Source organism: Mesorhizobium sp. M1143 (assembly GCF_040318435.1).
Taxonomy (GTDB): domain Bacteria; phylum Pseudomonadota; class Alphaproteobacteria; order Rhizobiales; family Rhizobiaceae; genus Mesorhizobium.
Window position 1 is genome coordinate 1 of record NZ_JAMYMJ010000032.1, and the last position, 16350, is coordinate 16350.

The following is a 16350-nucleotide window of genomic DNA, read 5'->3' on the forward strand; positions in this document are numbered from 1 at the left end:
TTCAGTCGTTCGAGCGTGCCGACCTCATCCTCGCCCATGAGCGTGCTGTAGCCGACCACGTCGGCAGCAAGGATCGCGGTAAGCCTTCGCTCCATGTGCGGTTGTCCTGCCTCCCTAGGTCAAAGCTTCGCTGAGCGTATTCGACTGGCGTTTCGAATGCGAGCATGCTTGGCCTACTGGACAGCGATAATGCAACCACGTCGTTTTGAAGACATTGCCCTCATGGCTTAGCCTTGTGCGAAACCGGATGTTGCCGCATGGCTGATGTGGGTCGAGATCGGCCTCTGTCGTTCTTAACTGGCCACAAGCGGACTTACTGGTCCCGGCCCCAAGGCTGCCGGTCAGCAATGCGCCTGATCTCGGCCGTTGCAGCCACCTTTGATACCTTCTGAAAGCAGACGTTGACGGCGACCACGCTGGAGTTCGCAGTGCGCACTGTGCGTCACGACGAGTATGAGGTGACCGGCCTAACCGCGTGGTCGGGCGGTCGAGCCGCGGACCAAGAGTTCGACCGGTATGATCACCTGGCTCGGGGCGCCGTTTGCAAACACCGTCGTGGCGGCAAGTCTCCCCTTCCCGACAATGTCTTGAGCCACTGTCGTGAGCGGGGGCGTGGTGCGCGAAGACTCCGCAGTGCCATCGAAGCCGACGACAGACATGTGTTCGGGTATCTTGATATTGCGCCGACGCGCTTCGTCCAGGACGGTGATTGCCTGCCAGTCCGACATAGTCAAGATCGCCGTTGCTTGCGGAGCCCGGTCGAATACGACCGCTCCGGCCGAAGGCTCACCTGGGGTCGTCTCGATGATCGGGACATTGTCGATTGACAGACCGAGCTCAGCCAAACCCTGGGCGAAGCCGAAAAGTCTCTCCTGATCGAGTTGAAAACCGGCAGAGATAGCGCGCGGGGAATTGCCAGGCAAATGGACGATGGGTGACCCCGATGTGCGCCGAATGGAAAGGATTGCAAAACGCCGATGTCCAAGAGCAGCCAGATGCCTGATGGCCGCCAGCGCCCCGCTCCTGCCGTCTATCCGGATAGAATTGACGTCCGGACCGGCATCGCTCTCGAGGATGACGAAGGGCAGCCGCCGGCGCCGTAAAGACGCGATCAACTCGATGTCCGCGCTGTGGCCCAGAATGAAGCCGTCCACCAAGGCCTCTCGAATGGTGGAAGTGCGTGTCTCGTCCGTACCATTGACCAAACTCAATGTCGCTCCAGCCTCGTCACAAGCAAGCGAAACGCCAAGCACCAGCTCGCGCAGATATGGGCTCCTGATCATATCGGCAATGGCGTATGCGCCCGGGGGGATCAGGCCTATGGCGTTGAACTTGCCGTCGCGCAGCACGCGTCCCCTCGGGTCGGGGCCATCATAACCAAGCTGACGCGCCGCGGCCTCGACGCGCTGGCGCAGATCGGATCGCACCAGATCCGGATGGTTGAATACGTTGGAGACGGTGCCGCGGGAGACTCCAGCGAGCCGGCCGACATCGGCGAGCGTAGGCATTTTAGAAGCGTTCATTTCCCTCAATTAGACAATTTCTTGGAGCGCTCCAAGTTTTTTCTTGACGCTAGGTCCAAAATGTTGGAACTTGCACTTGGAGCGCTCCAAAAATTGAAAGTAGCAGTTCGGCATCTGTCCCGAGCATCGGCCGAGCTGATTTCGAAAATCATCAAGGAGGATTAGGATGGCTACGACCAATGGTGCTCCGACCTCGCTCGTCGGAAAGACTTTTGATTGCTCATTCGGACAGTTCGTACCGAGGTTGACGGTCCTGTCGCCGACCGAATTGCGGGTGCAGGCGACGATCGGCGCTACCGAGATCGACGAGGTGGTTCAGAGCAATCTGACCGGCGTTCGACCCGGACTTTTCATCATGAGTTGGACCGAGCAAGGCGGCAACTTCGTCGTGCAGGTTCAAGATCACGAGAACCAGATCGTTCATAACTATGCGCGACTGGCGGACGGGCAGCAGTTCTGCGCCCAAGGCACAATTCAACCAGTGACGACGGCGTGAGGGCCGCCTGTCTATCTGAGAGGAGAATTACGCCATGACTACCAAGGTGATCGACCATACCGATCCTACGCAGTGGGATCCAAAGCTTGACGCCGTTATCGCGGCTCCCGGAAACCATAAGGTGTTGTTTGAGAATGACCGGCTACGTGTGCTTGAGGTAATCCTCAAGCCCGACGAGGAAGAGCCGACACATCACCACCGCTGGCCTTCAGTATTCGTGTTCGATGAGGTGGAAGGCCCTATCCACGACTTCGCGCCGGATGGAACCATGATGCCGCCCAATCGAGATGTCATCCAGGCGGTTCAGGCATGGGACGGTCAAGGCTGTCTCGTGGTGCATATGGCCGCCCAACCAGCGGGTCGCGTGCTCAACGCTTCGAGCAAGACCCTGCATGGTATCCGTGTCGAGATGAAGTCATAAAGCAGACGTGATCCTGGCCACCGGAACTCGCGCACGCTGAACGTCCACTTCTGACGGATTGAAGCCTTAAAGCTGCCAGTTGGCTTGCGGTCCCCAAGGTTGCCCGACAGCTTTGCGCTTCATCTCAGCCGTTGCGGACAGATTTGCCACTGATTGAAAGCGGGCATCGCGGCGACCACGCTGGTCGTCGCTCGCGACTCAGCGCGATCAAAGCTCCCACGGCGAGACGAGGGTCGCACCGTACACCCGATTTTGATTGTGCGTCAGCGCATTGGCAGGATGTTCTGGTTGAGGCGGAACAGATTGTCCGGATCGTATCTGTGCTTGATCTTGGCGAGCCGCGCGTAAGCCTCAGCGCCGAAGGCGTCGCGGACGAGATCCGATCCTTCGCCATGGCCGGGGAAGTTCAGATAGAGGCGGCCGGTCGAGTAGCGCTGCATGTCCTGCCAGAAGCTGCGAACCCAGCCGATGTTCGCGTCGTCCTCGTTAGCGCCTGGCCAGATGGCGTCGAGGCTGAGCATGAAGGGCATGGAGCGGTCGCCGAAGGCAGTCTCATCGGCTGCAACGCGCTGGACGAAACCGCCGAACTTCCAGATCGAGGCGAAGGTCATTTCGGAGGGGCGCTTCGCCATCCAAGCAGTGGTCTCCCCGACGACCTCGTCGTCGAGGCGCGAGAGGTAAGTGGATTTCCAGTAGCAGCGGTCGCGGCCTTTCGGGAACAGCCCGTCATAGAGCGACTGGATGGTGCGATATGGCATGCGGCCGCTGAAATCGACGAGCGGTTCCCCAAAACTGCGCAACGGCGCCACGACCCGTTCGCCCTCGTCGGCCGGTCCGTCATAGACATGCGCGAGCGCCAGGACGCGCCGGCCCCTTGCATGCTCGGCAATCGAGGGGTCGTCGGGCAGGGTGGAGAACTCGGCCAGGCCGCTCAGGCGGTCGGGTGCGGTCTGCATGAAGTCGCGCCAGAGCGGAATGATCTCGTTGGCGCGCTCCTCGGGATAGGCCGGACCGCATAACATCAGTTCCGGTTCGATCGGGTGCAGCTTGAACTCGAAGCTCGTCACCACGCCGAAATTGCCGCCGCCGCCGCGTAGCGCCCAGAAGAGATCCGGGTTCTGCGTCGCGTCGGCATGGATGAGCCGGCCATCGGCGGTCACCAGATCGGCGGCGAGCAGATTATCGACGCTGAGGCCGTGGCTGCCGCGCAGCCAGCCGATGCCACCGGAGAGCGTCAGGCCGGCAACGCCCGTCGCCGAGATGAGACCGCCCGGCGTGGCGCGGCCAAGCGGGGTGGTGGCCGCATCGACATCGGCCCAGGTCGCGCCGCCCTCGACGAGGGCACGGTCGAGGCCGGACGCGACCCGCACGCCCTTCATCAGCGACATGTCGATCATCAGGCCGCCTTCGCAGACGGCGTAGCCTGCAACATTGTGGCCACCCGAGCGGATCGCGATCGCTAACCGATGCTCGCGCCCGAAATTCACCGACGCCACGACATCGGCAGCACTCCGGCAGCGCGCGATGAGGGCGGGACGGCGGTCGATCATGCCGTTCCAAACGACCCGCGTCGCGTCATAGGACAGGTTCGACGGCTCCAGCACCTCGCCGCACAAGATGGAACGGAAGCTATCGATGCTCGATTGTGCAAGGGTAGCGGTGGCGGCCATGTGGCGGTCTCCTCGTTTCATGCACGCTAGCGCGGCGCGGGCACGGCCGCTAAAGTCGAAAATGCTGGAAGGCGGTCATTTCTGCCATGGTTGAACAGGCAAGACCATTGAATGTGGCGATCCTTGCCGCTCCGGAGGCTACCGCCTCCACGATCTACGGCATGTTCGACTTGTTTTCCTCGCCCGGCAGGGATTTCCTGTTCATCACCAGCGGAGCCGCGGGCACGCCACGCATGCGGCCCTATGTGGTTGCCGGGGACGGCAGCCCGTTTCGCGCGGCAAACGGCATCTGGGTGCGCCCAGATCACAGCCTTGCCGATTGCCCGCCACCCGACATCGTCTGTATTCCAGATTTCTTCGTCAATCCGGGCGAAAGCGTTGCCGGGCAGTATGACGCCGAAGCCGCGTGGCTGAAGCGAGCGCATGACGACGGCGCCATGCTGGCCAGCGCATGTTCGGGCGCGGTGCTGCTCGGTGAGGCCGGGCTGCTCGACAATCGCGAGGCCACCATTCACTGGGGCTATGTCGAGACTCTCACGAACAACTATCCCGGCGTGAAGGTGAAGCCGGGCCAGTCGCTCGTGCTGAGCGGCGAGGCCCAGCGCATCGTCATGGCCGGGGGCGGCTCAAGCTGGCAGGATCTCGCCCTCTATCTGATCGCGCGCTTCGTCAGCCTCAGGGAGGCGATGGAGGTCGCCAAGGTCTACATGCTGCAGTGGCACGACATGGGCCAGCAGCCCTTCGCAGCGCTGATGCGCTTTCGCCAGACCGACGACGCGGTGATCAACCGCTGCCAGAAATGGGCCGAACGCAACTACCGGACCCCTTCGCCCGTCACCGCCATGACCAAGCTGTCAGGCCTGTCCGAGCGCTCCTTCGTGCGCCGCTTCGCAAGGGCCACGGACATGAAGACAATCGACTACATCCACGCGCTCCGGCTCGAAGCGGCCAAGGAACTGCTGGAGACCGGCGACCTGGCGGTCGAGGGGGTGGCCAATGAAGTCGGCTACGAGGATGCGAGTTTTTTCGGGCGTCTCTTCCGCCGCAAGGTCGGGCTGACGCCGGCGCAATATCGCATTCGTTTCAGTGCTCTCCGGCGAGTTCTGAGCCGCGGTTGAATCTCAACCGTCGAGGCGCGATGCCATATTCCGCTATGCGCCGCAATTCGGCCATTGGGCCGAGCTCTGCCGCCGATTGAAGCGGACTCTGGTAGCTGGTTGCGCGTAGGCAGGGGTGCCACGTTAGAGCAAACCCAGGTGTAGGGCCGGAGGGGATCGTGGCGCGCCCAGAACGAAAGCTTGTGGCGGTTTTGGCAGCAGAAATGACCGAAGCGCCGTAAGATTGCGGCAATCCTGGTGGCGGACATCGTCGGGTTCAGCCGTCTGGGGCGAAACGACCAGGATTGTAGGCCCCCTTCACGCACACTTCTTGCGCTCAGCCACCTCGACGCTAAGGCGGAAAGCCTGGCCATCCGCATAGGAGCGTGCGTAGCTTTCTGCCTCGAAAGCGAAGGTCAGCGTGTTGCTATAGGCCGGCACGCGGACGGTCCAATTTCTTGTAGCGGATGATTTCGAAAGCATGCTCGGGCGATTCCATAGTTCCTCCCGCGATCACCGACGAGAGCTCTCAGATAGCGTCGCAAAAACCTTTGAATGCAAACCATCCGACACATCGGTGTCGTAATGTTTCAACGTTGCCCAAAGCTCCGCCAGTCCGGCCGGTAACCAAACAGTTCAGGCGGCGCTCCACATCATCAGCGCTTTCGCGACTCCGTCGAGAAGATGGTCAGCGTCAGATTCATGCTCGTAAAGCATGCTGGCCCGGATCGACTCCAGTGGAGTGTAGGATGGCGCGATACGCTTGAGTTCCGAAACGAGCCGCGATACCGCGTCCTGGTTGCCCAACTTCGCCTGTGCCGCCGCCAGCCATGTGAGCCTTACGGCCGAAGTCATGGGCAACATCGACCAACTGACAACGGCTCCCTTGTAGTCTCCCGCCGCGTATTGGGCGAATGCACGGTCGGAATGATACCAGTCTGGATGTATCGGATTGATCTGAACCGCCTTGTCGATCCAGGTCAGGGCTTCGAAAGGCTTGCCCCTGATGGCAAGCAGATAGCCGATCTGCGCGATCGTGTCCGCATCGAAGGGATTGAGGTCATAGGATCTTCGAAAGTGCCGCTCGGCGGCATCGTATGTGCGCGTGCACAGCAGTGCTTGGGCAAGAATCCGATGGCAGCGAGGCTCCTCTGGTGCGAGTCCTACCGCGAAGCGGGCTTGCTCTACTATGTCGGCCAGCACCTCCGGAGGAGCCATTCCATAATCGCCGATAATCAGGTCGGCAAATGCAAGGTATGAGCGCGCGAGCGCATAATGCGTATCCTTGGTGACGGCCGCAGCAAAGTAGTTCCGTGCTGCCTGATTATCGTCGGCGCCGTAGCCACGCAAATGCACCAGCCCCTTGAGAAGAAGCTCATAGGCCGCCAGGCTTGCTGGAGGCTTTGGACGGGCGCGCGTCAAGCCCGCATCGTCGAGCCGTGCGACAAGACGGTTCGTCACACGCAGCGCGATCTCTTCCTGCATGTCAAAAACAGCTGAGCCCGATGCTGTGAACTTCTCGCCCCACAAGACCGCGCCGTTTGCCGCTTCGATGAGGTTGATCGCCACCCGTACGGTGCCGTCGCGAAGGCCCATGCGTCCCCGAACCAGGAAGGTTGCCCCGAGTCTCCTGCCGACCTCGGTCCAGTTGCCGGGGTCCTCCGACGCAAAGGAAAAGCTTGAGTTGCGCGCCAGGACAACAGCAGTGCGAAATCGCGCCAGAGCGTTGACAATGTCCTCGGCAAAACCATCGACCAGAGGCGTGTCGGTCGCATCGCCTTCATTAGTGAAGCGCAGCACCGCTACAGAAGGCAGGTCGGACGGCGGCCTCGCCGGCGCGCCAAGCGGTGAAAGGAGGTAGCCGCGGCCTGAGACGGTGCGAATTATACTTTGTGAGTCATCGCGCAGCGCCTTGCGCAACTCGCGCACGCCTTGGGTGAGCGAGTCTTCGGTTACAAACAGCCCAGGCCAGACGGACTCCATCAGCTCCGACTTGCTGACGACGTGCCCTGTTTTTCCAACGAGATGGCTCAGGAGTGCAAATGTCTTGGGACGAAGTTTGACGGGATGACCCTGGCGCAACAGCAAGCCGCGCGAAGTGTCAAACACGCACTCGCCGATTGCTATGCTCCCTGATTCTGTATGCGACATTCAGAAGCGCTCTGCCAAACCGAGCCGGGCTCGTCGACATACAGGGGCCATCCGCGCTTACGGTCAAGACCTTTGCCGCAGCCGCAGGTTCTGCTCCCTCAGGCACGGGTTCATGGCGAGCCAGGGCGCCCAACTCTAGAAGTTCGAAGAAGGTGCCGGGCATTGGCGCGCAGGCCAAGCTGTTGACCCCACTGAAGTACAACTCGTAAAGCTCTTGCCGTATGCGGAGCCTTTCGACGTCGTTTTCCATGATGGCCACTCCCTAGATTGTAGGGATCATGGCGCATGTGGAGCGGTGCGTACCGGCGAAATTCTGAAACTTTTCTGAAACCTGGTCGCTGGAGTACAGATCGGCCGGCGCCGAGAAGCCAATGACTGGCTCGCCGGCGGCTATCGCGAAATGCGATCACGCGAATCGGGCGAACTATTCCTCGTCTTCCACTCTCGGCGAGGCGCCTTGGGTCGCTGCCTCGATGCGATCGACGACGCGCAGCTCTTTACGATGGCGAGGAATTCAGCTGCCAGGTGCTTGAACTTCACCTCGCCCCCAGAGCGAAGATCCTCGCCTTCGATATCTCTCAAGGGCATGGAAGTTGCGGCAGCGCCTTTGAGGAACCGCAAATATCCCGCTGCAGCTCGTCTTTCGTTCGTTCAGGGTGTGAGGCCGCCACATGATTGAAGACCCACCGCTGCTCACCATCAAAAGCCGTTTCGAACGGCCTGCGGCAGAGATCATCAGTGCCTTTTCCGGCTTGCCCGTGAGCCTAGTCCTAGACGCCATGGGCGGGCGAGGGGCGTTGCACCAGGGATTAAGGCACTCTCGCCAGGTACTGCGATACTGGCCGATATCATCGTTGCGGCCACCGACAGCTTTGCTGGTGCGGCGGTCACTGAGGATCTCGTCCTTGGCATGGTGCGAAACAAGGGGTGCGCCGGCCTCGTGCGCGATGTTGTCGGGATCGAGGCGGGCGGGTGCCGGTTTACTGTGCCGGGATCGTCGCGAACTCGCCGGCGCGCAATGGTCCAGGCACGGCCGGGTTCCCGGTGGTACTGGGAGGAATGACCATCTCGCGGGGAGACATACTGGTCGGCGACCGCGATGGTATCGCCGTGGTGCCTCGCCTCGAGGCTGAAACGGTGCTGGCGCGGCTCACCGTATCAGGGCGGTGAGAAAACTCTTGATGGCCTGGTGCGGCAAGGTCTCGCCCGATTTCGCCGAGGTCATCATCAAGTCTGACAGGACGCGCTTCGTTGACTGAAAATTTTCAACGGCACCTAAGGTCCGCCTCGCCAACAGATCGTGGTTGCCGTAATTCACTTCCAATCAGATCCCGCGCTGCTTTGTTTGAGGCTATCTCGGAATTCACCTATCGAACGTCGCCTTCGAAAACGGGATTTTGTAATCTGTGCTATGCCACTTAGTCGACAGGAGTGGGCAAAGTGAGCCAGACGCGGAAACTTGCGGCGATCCTGGTCGCCGACGTGGTCGGATACAGCCGGTTGGCGGGGTCGGACGAAGATCAAACGCTGGCGCGGCTACGGGCGCTCCGGAGCGATCTCATCAATCCGACCATCGCTGTCCACAATGGGCGCGTTGTGAAGCTTATGGGTGACGGCACCCTCGTAGAGTTCCGGAGCGTTGTTGACGCCGTACGCTGTGCAATCGAAATGCAGAACGGCATGATTGAGCGCAACGCTGGCTTACCGCCCGGGCGACGCATTGAATTTCGCGTCGGCATTCATCTCTGCGATGTTGTCGAGGAGAGCGACGGCGATCTGATGGGAGATGGTGTCAATATTGCCTCCCGTCTAGAAAGCATCGCTGAGCCGAACGGCATCTGTTTATCGGCCGCCGCTTACGAACAGGTGCGCGACAAACTGAAGGAAGAATTTGTCGATCTGGGCGAGAAAGAGCTCAAAAATATCGCACGCCCGGTGCGCACCTATCGCCTATGTATGCGCGACACGGTCCCAAAAACCGATCTGGCTGCGACTGCCGGGTCCTCCGAACAGCTGGCGCTGCCCGACAACCCTTCGATTGCTGTCTTGCCATTCCAGAACATGGGCGGCGACCCCGAACAGGAATACTTCGCCGACGGCCTTGCCGAAGACATTATTACTCGGCTGTCGCGTCTTCGTTGGCTCTTCGTGTCCGCCCGGAACTCTTTGTTCACCTACAAGGGAAAAGCGGTCGACTTAAAACAAGTCGGTCGAGAGCTTGGTGTGCGGTATGTGCTGGACGGAAGTGTAAGGCGCTCAGGTCATCGACTCCGGATAAGCGCGCAAGTCAGTGACACATCGACCGGGGTACAAGTGTGGGCTGAACGATACGATGTGGAATTGTCGGAATTCTTCGCGCTTCAGGATCAGATTGCCGAAAGTGTCATCGCTACGATCGAGCCGCGGCTCTACACGGCGGAACAGCAACGCTTTCAGAGCAGGTCCCCCACCAATCTTGACGCTTGGGGATTCGTCATGAAGGCGATGCCATATGTCTGGACCTGGAGTTCGGCTACGGAAATCGAGATTGCACAGGGATTTCTGAAGCAGGCTACGGACCTCGATCCTGACTATCCCCGCGCCAACAGCCTGTTGGCGTGGGCTCACGCGGCCCGCGTTTTGTCAGGATGGGCCAACGCAGCAGACATTCTGCCCACCTCTCGCGCCCTCGCGCAGCGGGCAATCCAAGGCGACCCCGAGGACCCGTGGACGCATTTAGCGGCAGGGTTTGTCCACATGATTTCGCGCGGCTTCGACTCTGCTGTGAGAGAACTAAATGAAGCGATCGAGCTAAACCCGAGCTTCGCCTTTGCGCATTCGATCCTGGGCTCAACTTACGGATATGGGGGCATGCCCGCCGAGGGGCTCGACCATCTTGAAATCGCGGGTAGGCTAAGTCCTCGCGATCACACATATGCTGCGAATTTCTCCATCCTTGGCTTATGTCATTTCATGGCTGGACGATATGCAGACGCGGTCGAATGCGAATGTCGCGCGGTTGAACTCCGGCCCCATTTTGGGTCTGCATGGCGGACGTACGCGGCGGCCGCTGGGATGGCCGGTGAAATGGACATCGCGGTTCATGCGCTTTCGCAGGCCAAGCGCCTTCAACCGTCCCTATCCCTTCAATGGGTAGACAAGTTTCATCCGATCGTTCACGACAAGCACCGGGCTCTCTATGTAGAGGGGCTGCGAATTGCCGGGCTTCGATAGTTGCGGATCGTGCCGTGCTCGTAGCTCGCTATCGGACCTACTATACCGCACGAGCGTGCGCTCAGCGCCTCAACTCGGTTGTTAAAGCTTCGGTGGGTTTCTTCCAACAGCAGACGTTCCTCACGATGAATCCGAAGAGCCGGCCGACCACTTGGAAGTATGCATTCGAATCGCTTCGGCGCGCTAGATCTCTGAAACCAAGGCGCTACTGGGGATCCCTGAGTTCGGCTGATCAATTGCCGCCGTCAAAACGGCTTCCGCTCCCGGGGCTCTCCCTTCTCACCAATTTCCCGTGCGGTTCTGCGCTGCACTCTGGAGCGCGCGAGAGGCGGACCTATCGAAGCTGTCGGCGCAGGCCGCTTCGACGTCCGCTTCGGTCAAGCCAACGTCCCGCAGAAGGAAGTTGGACAGGTGACCGAGCCCGCGCTCTATGTTGCGGCGGGTCCTCCACTCACGGACAAGGGCCAGCAGGCGTTCGAGCGGAGGGTCAAGAAAAGTGCCCGGCAAGCGCCGTGCGGTCTGGCCTATTGTCGTTTGCGTCATGTTACGCCAAGTCATGGTGAACCTCCGTTGATCGGGAATGCGAATGGCGATCACGTGACGGCAGAAGGCGAGAAGGCGCCAGGGCAGCTTCGGAAGCGTTCCGCTTCAGATTGTGAACTGGCCTCAGACCTCCGAAAGGCCTAACCTGCGGCAAAGGAGCGGTCAGCCATGACGCGACGGCCTTACGGACTGGTCTGCCCGATCTCGCACGCCTGCGAGTTCCTGGAGCCACGCTGGACAATTCAAATCCTGACCGAGCTCTGGAACGGCTCGACCCGCTTTAATGACATTCGCAAGGGGGTGGGCAACGTCTCGTCCGCCCTCTTGTCGAGGCGGCTCAAGGAAATGGAAGCGTTGGGCCTGGTCGAGCGCGTCGAGGACGAGGCGACGGGCACCATCAGCTATTTCCGTACCGAAAAGTCGATAAGGCTCGAGCCGGCGATGAACGCGCTGGCGGAATGGGCGCAATGCAACATCGAGGCGGAGATCGCGCTCGCCGACGTGGATGTTTCGACCCTCATGTGGGCCGTGCGGCGAAAGATTGACCTCGCTGAACTGCCGCGGCGGCGCGCCGTCATCCGCTTCCATTTCCGCGACGATCCCCCACCGAGGTGTCCCCATTACTGGTTTGTGGTCGAGCCAGGCTCAGACTTGCCCGAGCTATGCGCGCTCGACCCCGGCCGGGACGTCGATCTTTACGTCGAGACCGGCGTTGTTTCGCTGGGAGCCATCCTGGAGGGCCGCTCCAGCATCGAGCGTGAGAAAGAGAGGGGCGGCCTTTTCCTCATCGGCGACCCCGGCCTCGCGCGAAGCATGGACCGTTGGCTTCGAATCTCGGTCTACGCGGCGCTTGAGGGAATCGTCCAGCTTCCTTGAAAGCCATGTTTGGAGTGCAGCCTTATGCAACCCGCCCAGGACGACAAAGCCATTTGGCTGGCCTCAAAAGCTATGGTGCAATCGTCCGTTGTTGATTGCTGCTCACTGAAAGCCGCCGGTCCGCATTCGGCCCAAAGGAAGTCATCGCTGCACAACTTCTCGTTCACTGCAATCCTACGATAGCCTTGAAACCCGCCGCTCGTTTTATCAGTACGCCGGCGTCGGCGGTACGCCCTGCGCGATCCTTCGCTCCATGCTGTCCACATGGGCAGGGTCTACCGGACGTTCTGAAGCGAGACATAGTTGCGTCCAATAAGGTTCCCATTGACTTTTGGGCACATCTGACTCAAAAGTTCAGAGGCTATTGGACATTGGAGAGTGGGATGCAAGTCGGCTACGCACGAACTTCGACAGAAGAGCAGGTCGCGGGACTGGAGGCCCAGATACGCGACCTCAAAGCCGCCGGTTGCGAGGAAGTCTTTTCGGAGCAGGTGTCAGCCCTGGGCGATCGGCAGGAGCTCGATCGTACGCTCAAGTTCCTGCGCAAGGGCGATACGCTGGTGGTCACCAAGATCGATCGCTTGGCGCGTAATACGCGAACCCTTGGTGATATTGTCGATGGCCTGCATGGACGTGGTGTAGGTCTGAAGGTCTTACAGTTCGGAAGGGAGACGCTGGACACGACCGGAGCGTACGGTCGGCTGATGCTGAACATGTTCGCTGCTTTCGCAGAGTTCGAGCGGGGCCTGATGAAAGAGCGACAGAAGGAAGGCATCGCGAAGGCGAAGGCAGACAAGAAATACAAAGGGCGGAAGCCTACGGCTCGAGCAAAGGCCGGTGAAGCAGTCGCCTTATTCGAGCAACAGAAGTCCGTGTCAGAGATCGCCGCGTCCCTCGGCATAGGACGGGGGTCAGTCTACCGAGCGCTTACGGCTGCTGGCCTCAGTAGCTCACGGTCTGCAAGTGTGTCGCGGACTGTTCGCACGCATCGGATTTAATTTGTTCACCAAGGGACCGAACCGATGATCGGGCGTACATTTCAAATGTGTCCTTCAGTGTAAAATACGATTTTCACACTGAGACGTCCGCCAGGGGTGGATCTGAATCTGGTTAATTTTCCGAGGCGAGTCGGTTGCCACTCGCGATACTATGTAGAGTTACCGGGACAGTAGATTTCCGAACATGATTTTCGGACACCCAGGGGATTCAGTTTGCAGCCAAGGCATCAGGGTTTACCGATGTGCGGAAAACGGTCGTTTTCCGGACATAGCAATGTCGCGTACAGACTTACGCGCTATCCGGGCTCTAAGGTCCGATCCAGGATGCGATTTAGGCGAGCAAGATACGCTCAGCGAGCGTGCGATGACCGTCTTTGGGGCAGGCTATCATTTTGTCGATCAAAGAGTGCAGAACTCCTTTGACCCATTCGTTGCCCACGGCACGGATCGCGTACTGCGCGCCTCGATAATCGTCGAAATTCGGGATCAGTCTGCCGCTGATGGAAGCCAGCGACGGACAGGCTCGCTATCATCAAAGACCGCCTCGAAAATTGATGATGCGAGCACGGCATATATGTGAAGGGTTTCAGAGCCGACGTTTCGAAACCCGTGTTTTCGATTAGCCGGAACAACAAGTGATTGCCCTTCGATTACGCTAACCGACTCGTTGTCGATCCAAATCTCTGCTTTGCCGGCGACCACAGAGAGCACTTCTTCAACACGGTGACTGTGCGTCGGGGCGCCCATAGCCGGCGCTACCCATTGCTCGAAAATGCACAGCTGAAGCGCGCCGTTCTCAGCGGATATAAGCATCCGGGTTTCTACTCCAACTCGCCATTCCTCCCGCCGCTGTTCCGCATGTGAGATTATCTTCATGATGATTGTGGACCCCTCTCACTTCAAGCAAATGTTCTTCTCCTGTAAGGACCGGCCCGCCACTCTGAAATGCACATCGAAGCAACGTCCCAACCTTGGCCAGAGCACAAGCAGATGGTCCGTGTCGGCATCCCCGGACCCGGAGCCCTCAGCGACATCCATCCCCCTGCTTGTCACCAGATGAGACTTCGATCAATCTCGCCAATTGAGGTCCTCCCGGTTAACGCCATTGCCGTTTCAAATTCCCGGCGTAACAGGTCAACACAGTGCCTGACCCAATCGGATCCGCCCAAGGCAAGCGCATAAACATATGGGCGGCCGATCATCACCGCGGTTGCTCCAAGAGCGATAGACTTCAAAACATCCGTTCCCCGTCTGATGCCGCCATCGATAATAATTGGAATCCTGCCGGCCACCCGCTCGGCAATTGCCGGCAGTGCATCGATCGTTGCCGGCAGCGTGTCGAGGTTCCGTGCGCCATGATTGGAAACCACAATGGCGTCGGCGCCTGAGCCTATCGCCAGTTCAGCGTCCTCAGGATCAAGGATGCCTTTCAAAACGATAGGCAGAGCGGTGAGAGAACGAAGCCACTCAACATCCGGCCATGTCAATATTGCACGCTTTGGCGAACCACCGATCTTGAAGAGGCCTGTATTGCGGTCATTGAAATAAGGGGTGGCGAGCGCATCGGGAATTTTGAAACCGGCTCGCATTTGCCTTCGCCGATCGCCGAGTGTTGGCATATCCACCGTTACGCAGATCGCCTTCGCTCCGCCCGCAGCGACTTGGGCGACAAGGTCGCGGTTGAAACCTCGATCGCTCTGCCAATACAACAGGAACCAGATCGGCACAGGGCTTGTGGCCACGCATTCCTCGATGGTTGCTGTTCCGCTGGTCCCCAGAGTGAATATCGCACCGGCTTCGCCCGCCCCGCGAGCGGCAGCCACCTCGCCCCCGGGGTGTGACATGCGTTGGAATGCCGTTGGCGCCAGAAAGATCGGATGAGAGAGCCTTTCACCGAAGAGCGTAATGCTTGTGTCGATCTTCGAGACGTCCCGCAAAACCCGCGGCCTGATCCGCAGCAGGTCAAACGCACCTACATTGTCCCGCATCGTAATTTCGTCACCAGCCGCGCCGGCGATAAACTCATAGACGGCATGGGGCAAACGATCACGTGCAGCAGGTTCGAAGTCTGCCAGGCAAAGAAATTCATTTGCGAGATCAGAAGGCATTTGCCACCCGGCTGCGGTGTTCAAGACGTTATGCTGAGTTGTTACGCTGTTCAACAGGCCGCCCGTGCTCCACGGCATCTTGAGCTTCTTTCCAGAGTCGTGCTCGAATCGGACTGACTACGAGTTGAGGCCATCCGTGCCTGACCAAAAGCCAGAAGGCCCCTGCCGGACAAAAACGCGCTTTGTCGTCTGCCGTGCTGGTGGCCAAGCCGTCACGCCCTCTCTGAAGGACTTCTCTCGTTTGAGGATGCGCCTAGACGGCACCCTTTCAGATATTTATGTTAGACATCTCTAAAGTAGGCATGAGCCGCTCGGCTTCAGATTGCGCCAAGGCCTGCATTCAAGCCCTGATTTGTTGTGCTTTTTCATCCGGGGGGCGCCAGTATGACAAGCGAACGTCAGCACGAATACGAGTTGGGACATTCGGAAAGAGAACTGAGAAGGCTGGCGACGCAGGCGGCATTGGTTGACCCGATGACCCGGGATTACCTGCGGCGAGCTGGGCTTCGAGCAGGAATGCATGTCCTTGACGTGGGGAGCGGCGCCGGCGATGTCGCCTTTCTCGCGGCTGATATTGTCGGACCCACAGGTCTTGTTATCGGCTCTGACAGGTCGGCGAAGGCTCTTGACGCTGCTCGGGCGAGAGCCGCGCAACGTGGTTTGGAGAATGTAATCTTCCACCAGTGTGATCCTGCCTCCTTCACTTTCGATATAGCGTTCGACGCAGTTGTTGGCCGATACGTCCTTATGTTCGCGCCCGATCCGGTCGAGATGTTGAGGGGGGTTGCGCGGCATCTTGGTCACGGGGGCGTGATGGTATTCCACGAAGTCGACTGGACTGGCGCTGCCTCGTTTCCCTCCGTCCCAACGTACGACAACTGCTTTCGGTGCATTGTGGAGACATTTCGTCGTGTAGGGACCAACCCCAACATGGGCCTGCAGCTCCATGCGACCTTCGTAAAAGCCGGGCTGCCGGCCCCTAGCATGGCGGTAAGTGCTCTCGCCGGAGGTGGATCAGACAGTATGAGCGGCATTGATCTGATCTCCGATCTAGCAGCGACCATGGCTCCGGTCATGGAGCAGATGGGCGTTATCGCAGCTTCAGAACTCGGTCCCGAAACGCTGCAAGATCGAATTCGCGCCGAGGCTTATGCAAGCGGGAGCGTGGTGGTCGGCCGATATGAGGTGGGCGCCTGGTCACGGCGAATGTAGGCACCACGGTCATGCGCCCGCGCTTCCCTCGTGCAGCCCGCT

The 16350-nt window shown here is 59.6% G+C and carries 15 protein-coding genes; 8 read left to right on the forward strand and 7 right to left on the reverse strand.

Translation table 11 applies throughout. The features are described 5' to 3' along the window. Positions 1 to 467 precede the first annotated feature (467 nt). On the reverse strand, positions 468 to 1508 hold the full coding sequence (locus tag NKH35_RS20385; protein ID WP_023731945.1) for a LacI family DNA-binding transcriptional regulator: 1041 nt from the start codon (positions 1506 to 1508) through the stop codon (positions 468 to 470). Between the two features lie 181 nt (positions 1509 to 1689). On the opposite strand from NKH35_RS20385, the gene NKH35_RS20390 reads away from it, so the two are divergent. Together NKH35_RS20390 and NKH35_RS20395 are read left to right on the forward strand one after the other, a co-directional pair. Then, positions 1690 to 2019, forward strand: a complete 330-nt coding sequence (locus NKH35_RS20390) for a MoaF-related domain-containing protein (RefSeq protein ID WP_023699226.1) — start codon at positions 1690 to 1692, stop codon at positions 2017 to 2019. 34 nt (positions 2020 to 2053) lie between these two features. Next, complete coding sequence (locus NKH35_RS20395; protein WP_023825155.1) at positions 2054 to 2440, forward strand: hypothetical protein; 387 nt, start codon at positions 2054 to 2056, stop codon at positions 2438 to 2440. A gap of 263 nt (positions 2441 to 2703) precedes the next feature. Here NKH35_RS20395 and NKH35_RS20400 read toward each other — a convergent pair whose 3' ends face one another. Further along, a complete protein-coding gene (locus NKH35_RS20400) occupies positions 2704 to 4110 on the reverse strand; it encodes an FAD-binding oxidoreductase (RefSeq protein WP_023716192.1) in 1407 nt (468 codons plus the stop codon). A 113-nt stretch (positions 4111 to 4223) separates the two neighbouring features. Here NKH35_RS20400 and NKH35_RS20405 point away from each other — a divergent pair, with 113 nt between their 5' ends. Then, entirely contained in the window at positions 4224 to 5228 is a 1005-nt protein-coding gene (locus NKH35_RS20405; protein ID WP_245260153.1) for a GlxA family transcriptional regulator, read from the forward strand. Between the two features lie 297 nt (positions 5229 to 5525). Here NKH35_RS20405 and NKH35_RS20410 read toward each other — a convergent pair whose 3' ends face one another. Together NKH35_RS20410 and NKH35_RS20415 are read right to left on the reverse strand one after the other, a co-directional pair. Then, complete coding sequence (locus NKH35_RS20410) at positions 5526 to 5648, reverse strand: hypothetical protein (protein ID WP_023825152.1); 123 nt, start codon at positions 5646 to 5648, stop codon at positions 5526 to 5528. A gap of 195 nt (positions 5649 to 5843) precedes the next feature. Next, on the reverse strand, positions 5844 to 7316 hold the full coding sequence (locus NKH35_RS20415; RefSeq protein WP_023829984.1) for a winged helix-turn-helix domain-containing protein: 1473 nt from the start codon (positions 7314 to 7316) through the stop codon (positions 5844 to 5846). Between the two features lie 1014 nt (positions 7317 to 8330). On the opposite strand from NKH35_RS20415, the gene NKH35_RS20420 reads away from it, so the two are divergent. Both NKH35_RS20420 and NKH35_RS20425 read left to right on the forward strand, forming a co-directional pair. Further along, positions 8331 to 8528 (forward strand): RraA family protein, encoded by a 198-nt coding sequence (locus NKH35_RS20420; protein WP_196813640.1) that lies wholly within the window; start codon positions 8331 to 8333, stop codon positions 8526 to 8528. A gap of 270 nt (positions 8529 to 8798) precedes the next feature. After that, entirely contained in the window at positions 8799 to 10571 is a 1773-nt protein-coding gene (locus NKH35_RS20425) for an adenylate/guanylate cyclase domain-containing protein (protein WP_023716187.1), read from the forward strand. A 279-nt stretch (positions 10572 to 10850) separates the two neighbouring features. On the opposite strand, the gene NKH35_RS20430 is transcribed toward NKH35_RS20425, so the two are convergent. Then, the gene (locus tag NKH35_RS20430; RefSeq protein ID WP_023716186.1) at positions 10851 to 11129 is read right to left on the reverse strand and encodes a YjiS-like domain-containing protein; all 279 of its coding nucleotides are present in this window, start codon (positions 11127 to 11129) and stop codon (positions 10851 to 10853) included. 153 nt (positions 11130 to 11282) lie between these two features. Here NKH35_RS20430 and NKH35_RS20435 point away from each other — a divergent pair, with 153 nt between their 5' ends. Together NKH35_RS20435 and NKH35_RS20440 are read left to right on the forward strand one after the other, a co-directional pair. Next, entirely contained in the window at positions 11283 to 11990 is a 708-nt protein-coding gene (locus NKH35_RS20435) for a winged helix-turn-helix transcriptional regulator (RefSeq protein WP_023825148.1), read from the forward strand. Positions 11991 to 12373: 383 nt separating this feature from the next. Next, positions 12374 to 12988: a recombinase family protein gene (locus NKH35_RS20440; protein ID WP_352916069.1), complete on the forward strand. Its 615-nt coding sequence runs from the start codon at positions 12374 to 12376 to the stop codon at positions 12986 to 12988. 486 nt (positions 12989 to 13474) lie between these two features. Here the strand turns inward: NKH35_RS20440 and NKH35_RS20445 are convergent, their stop codons facing one another. Continuing rightward, positions 13475 to 13864 carry a cupin domain-containing protein gene (locus NKH35_RS20445; RefSeq protein WP_352916072.1) on the reverse strand — a complete coding sequence of 130 codons (390 nt, stop codon included), beginning with the start codon at positions 13862 to 13864 and terminating at the stop codon, positions 13475 to 13477. A gap of 173 nt (positions 13865 to 14037) precedes the next feature. Next, a complete protein-coding gene (locus NKH35_RS20450; RefSeq protein WP_352916075.1) occupies positions 14038 to 15120 on the reverse strand; it encodes an alpha-hydroxy acid oxidase in 1083 nt (360 codons plus the stop codon). Between the two features lie 492 nt (positions 15121 to 15612). Here NKH35_RS20450 and NKH35_RS32035 point away from each other — a divergent pair, with 492 nt between their 5' ends. Further along, complete coding sequence (locus tag NKH35_RS32035) at positions 15613 to 16308, forward strand: methyltransferase domain-containing protein (protein WP_502906988.1); 696 nt, start codon at positions 15613 to 15615, stop codon at positions 16306 to 16308. Positions 16309 to 16350 lie beyond the last annotated feature (42 nt).

What these genes read in the sequence shown, in the direction of transcription:
- NKH35_RS20440 (WP_352916069.1), top strand. Translation starts at nt 12,374, where the DNA reads ATGCAAGTCGGCTACGCACGAACTTCGACAGAAGAGCAGGTCGCGGGA.
- NKH35_RS20430 (WP_023716186.1), bottom strand. Translation starts at nt 11,129, where the DNA reads ATGACTTGGCGTAACATGACGCAAACGACAATAGGCCAGACCGCACGG.
- NKH35_RS20435 (WP_023825148.1), top strand. Translation starts at nt 11,283, where the DNA reads ATGACGCGACGGCCTTACGGACTGGTCTGCCCGATCTCGCACGCCTGC.
- NKH35_RS20390 (WP_023699226.1), top strand. Translation starts at nt 1,690, where the DNA reads ATGGCTACGACCAATGGTGCTCCGACCTCGCTCGTCGGAAAGACTTTT.
- NKH35_RS32035 (WP_502906988.1), top strand. Translation starts at nt 15,613, where the DNA reads ATGCATGTCCTTGACGTGGGGAGCGGCGCCGGCGATGTCGCCTTTCTC.
- NKH35_RS20445 (WP_352916072.1), bottom strand. Translation starts at nt 13,864, where the DNA reads ATGAAGATAATCTCACATGCGGAACAGCGGCGGGAGGAATGGCGAGTT.
- NKH35_RS20385 (WP_023731945.1), bottom strand. Translation starts at nt 1,508, where the DNA reads ATGCCTACGCTCGCCGATGTCGGCCGGCTCGCTGGAGTCTCCCGCGGC.
- NKH35_RS20395 (WP_023825155.1), top strand. Translation starts at nt 2,054, where the DNA reads ATGACTACCAAGGTGATCGACCATACCGATCCTACGCAGTGGGATCCA.
- NKH35_RS20400 (WP_023716192.1), bottom strand. Translation starts at nt 4,110, where the DNA reads ATGGCCGCCACCGCTACCCTTGCACAATCGAGCATCGATAGCTTCCGT.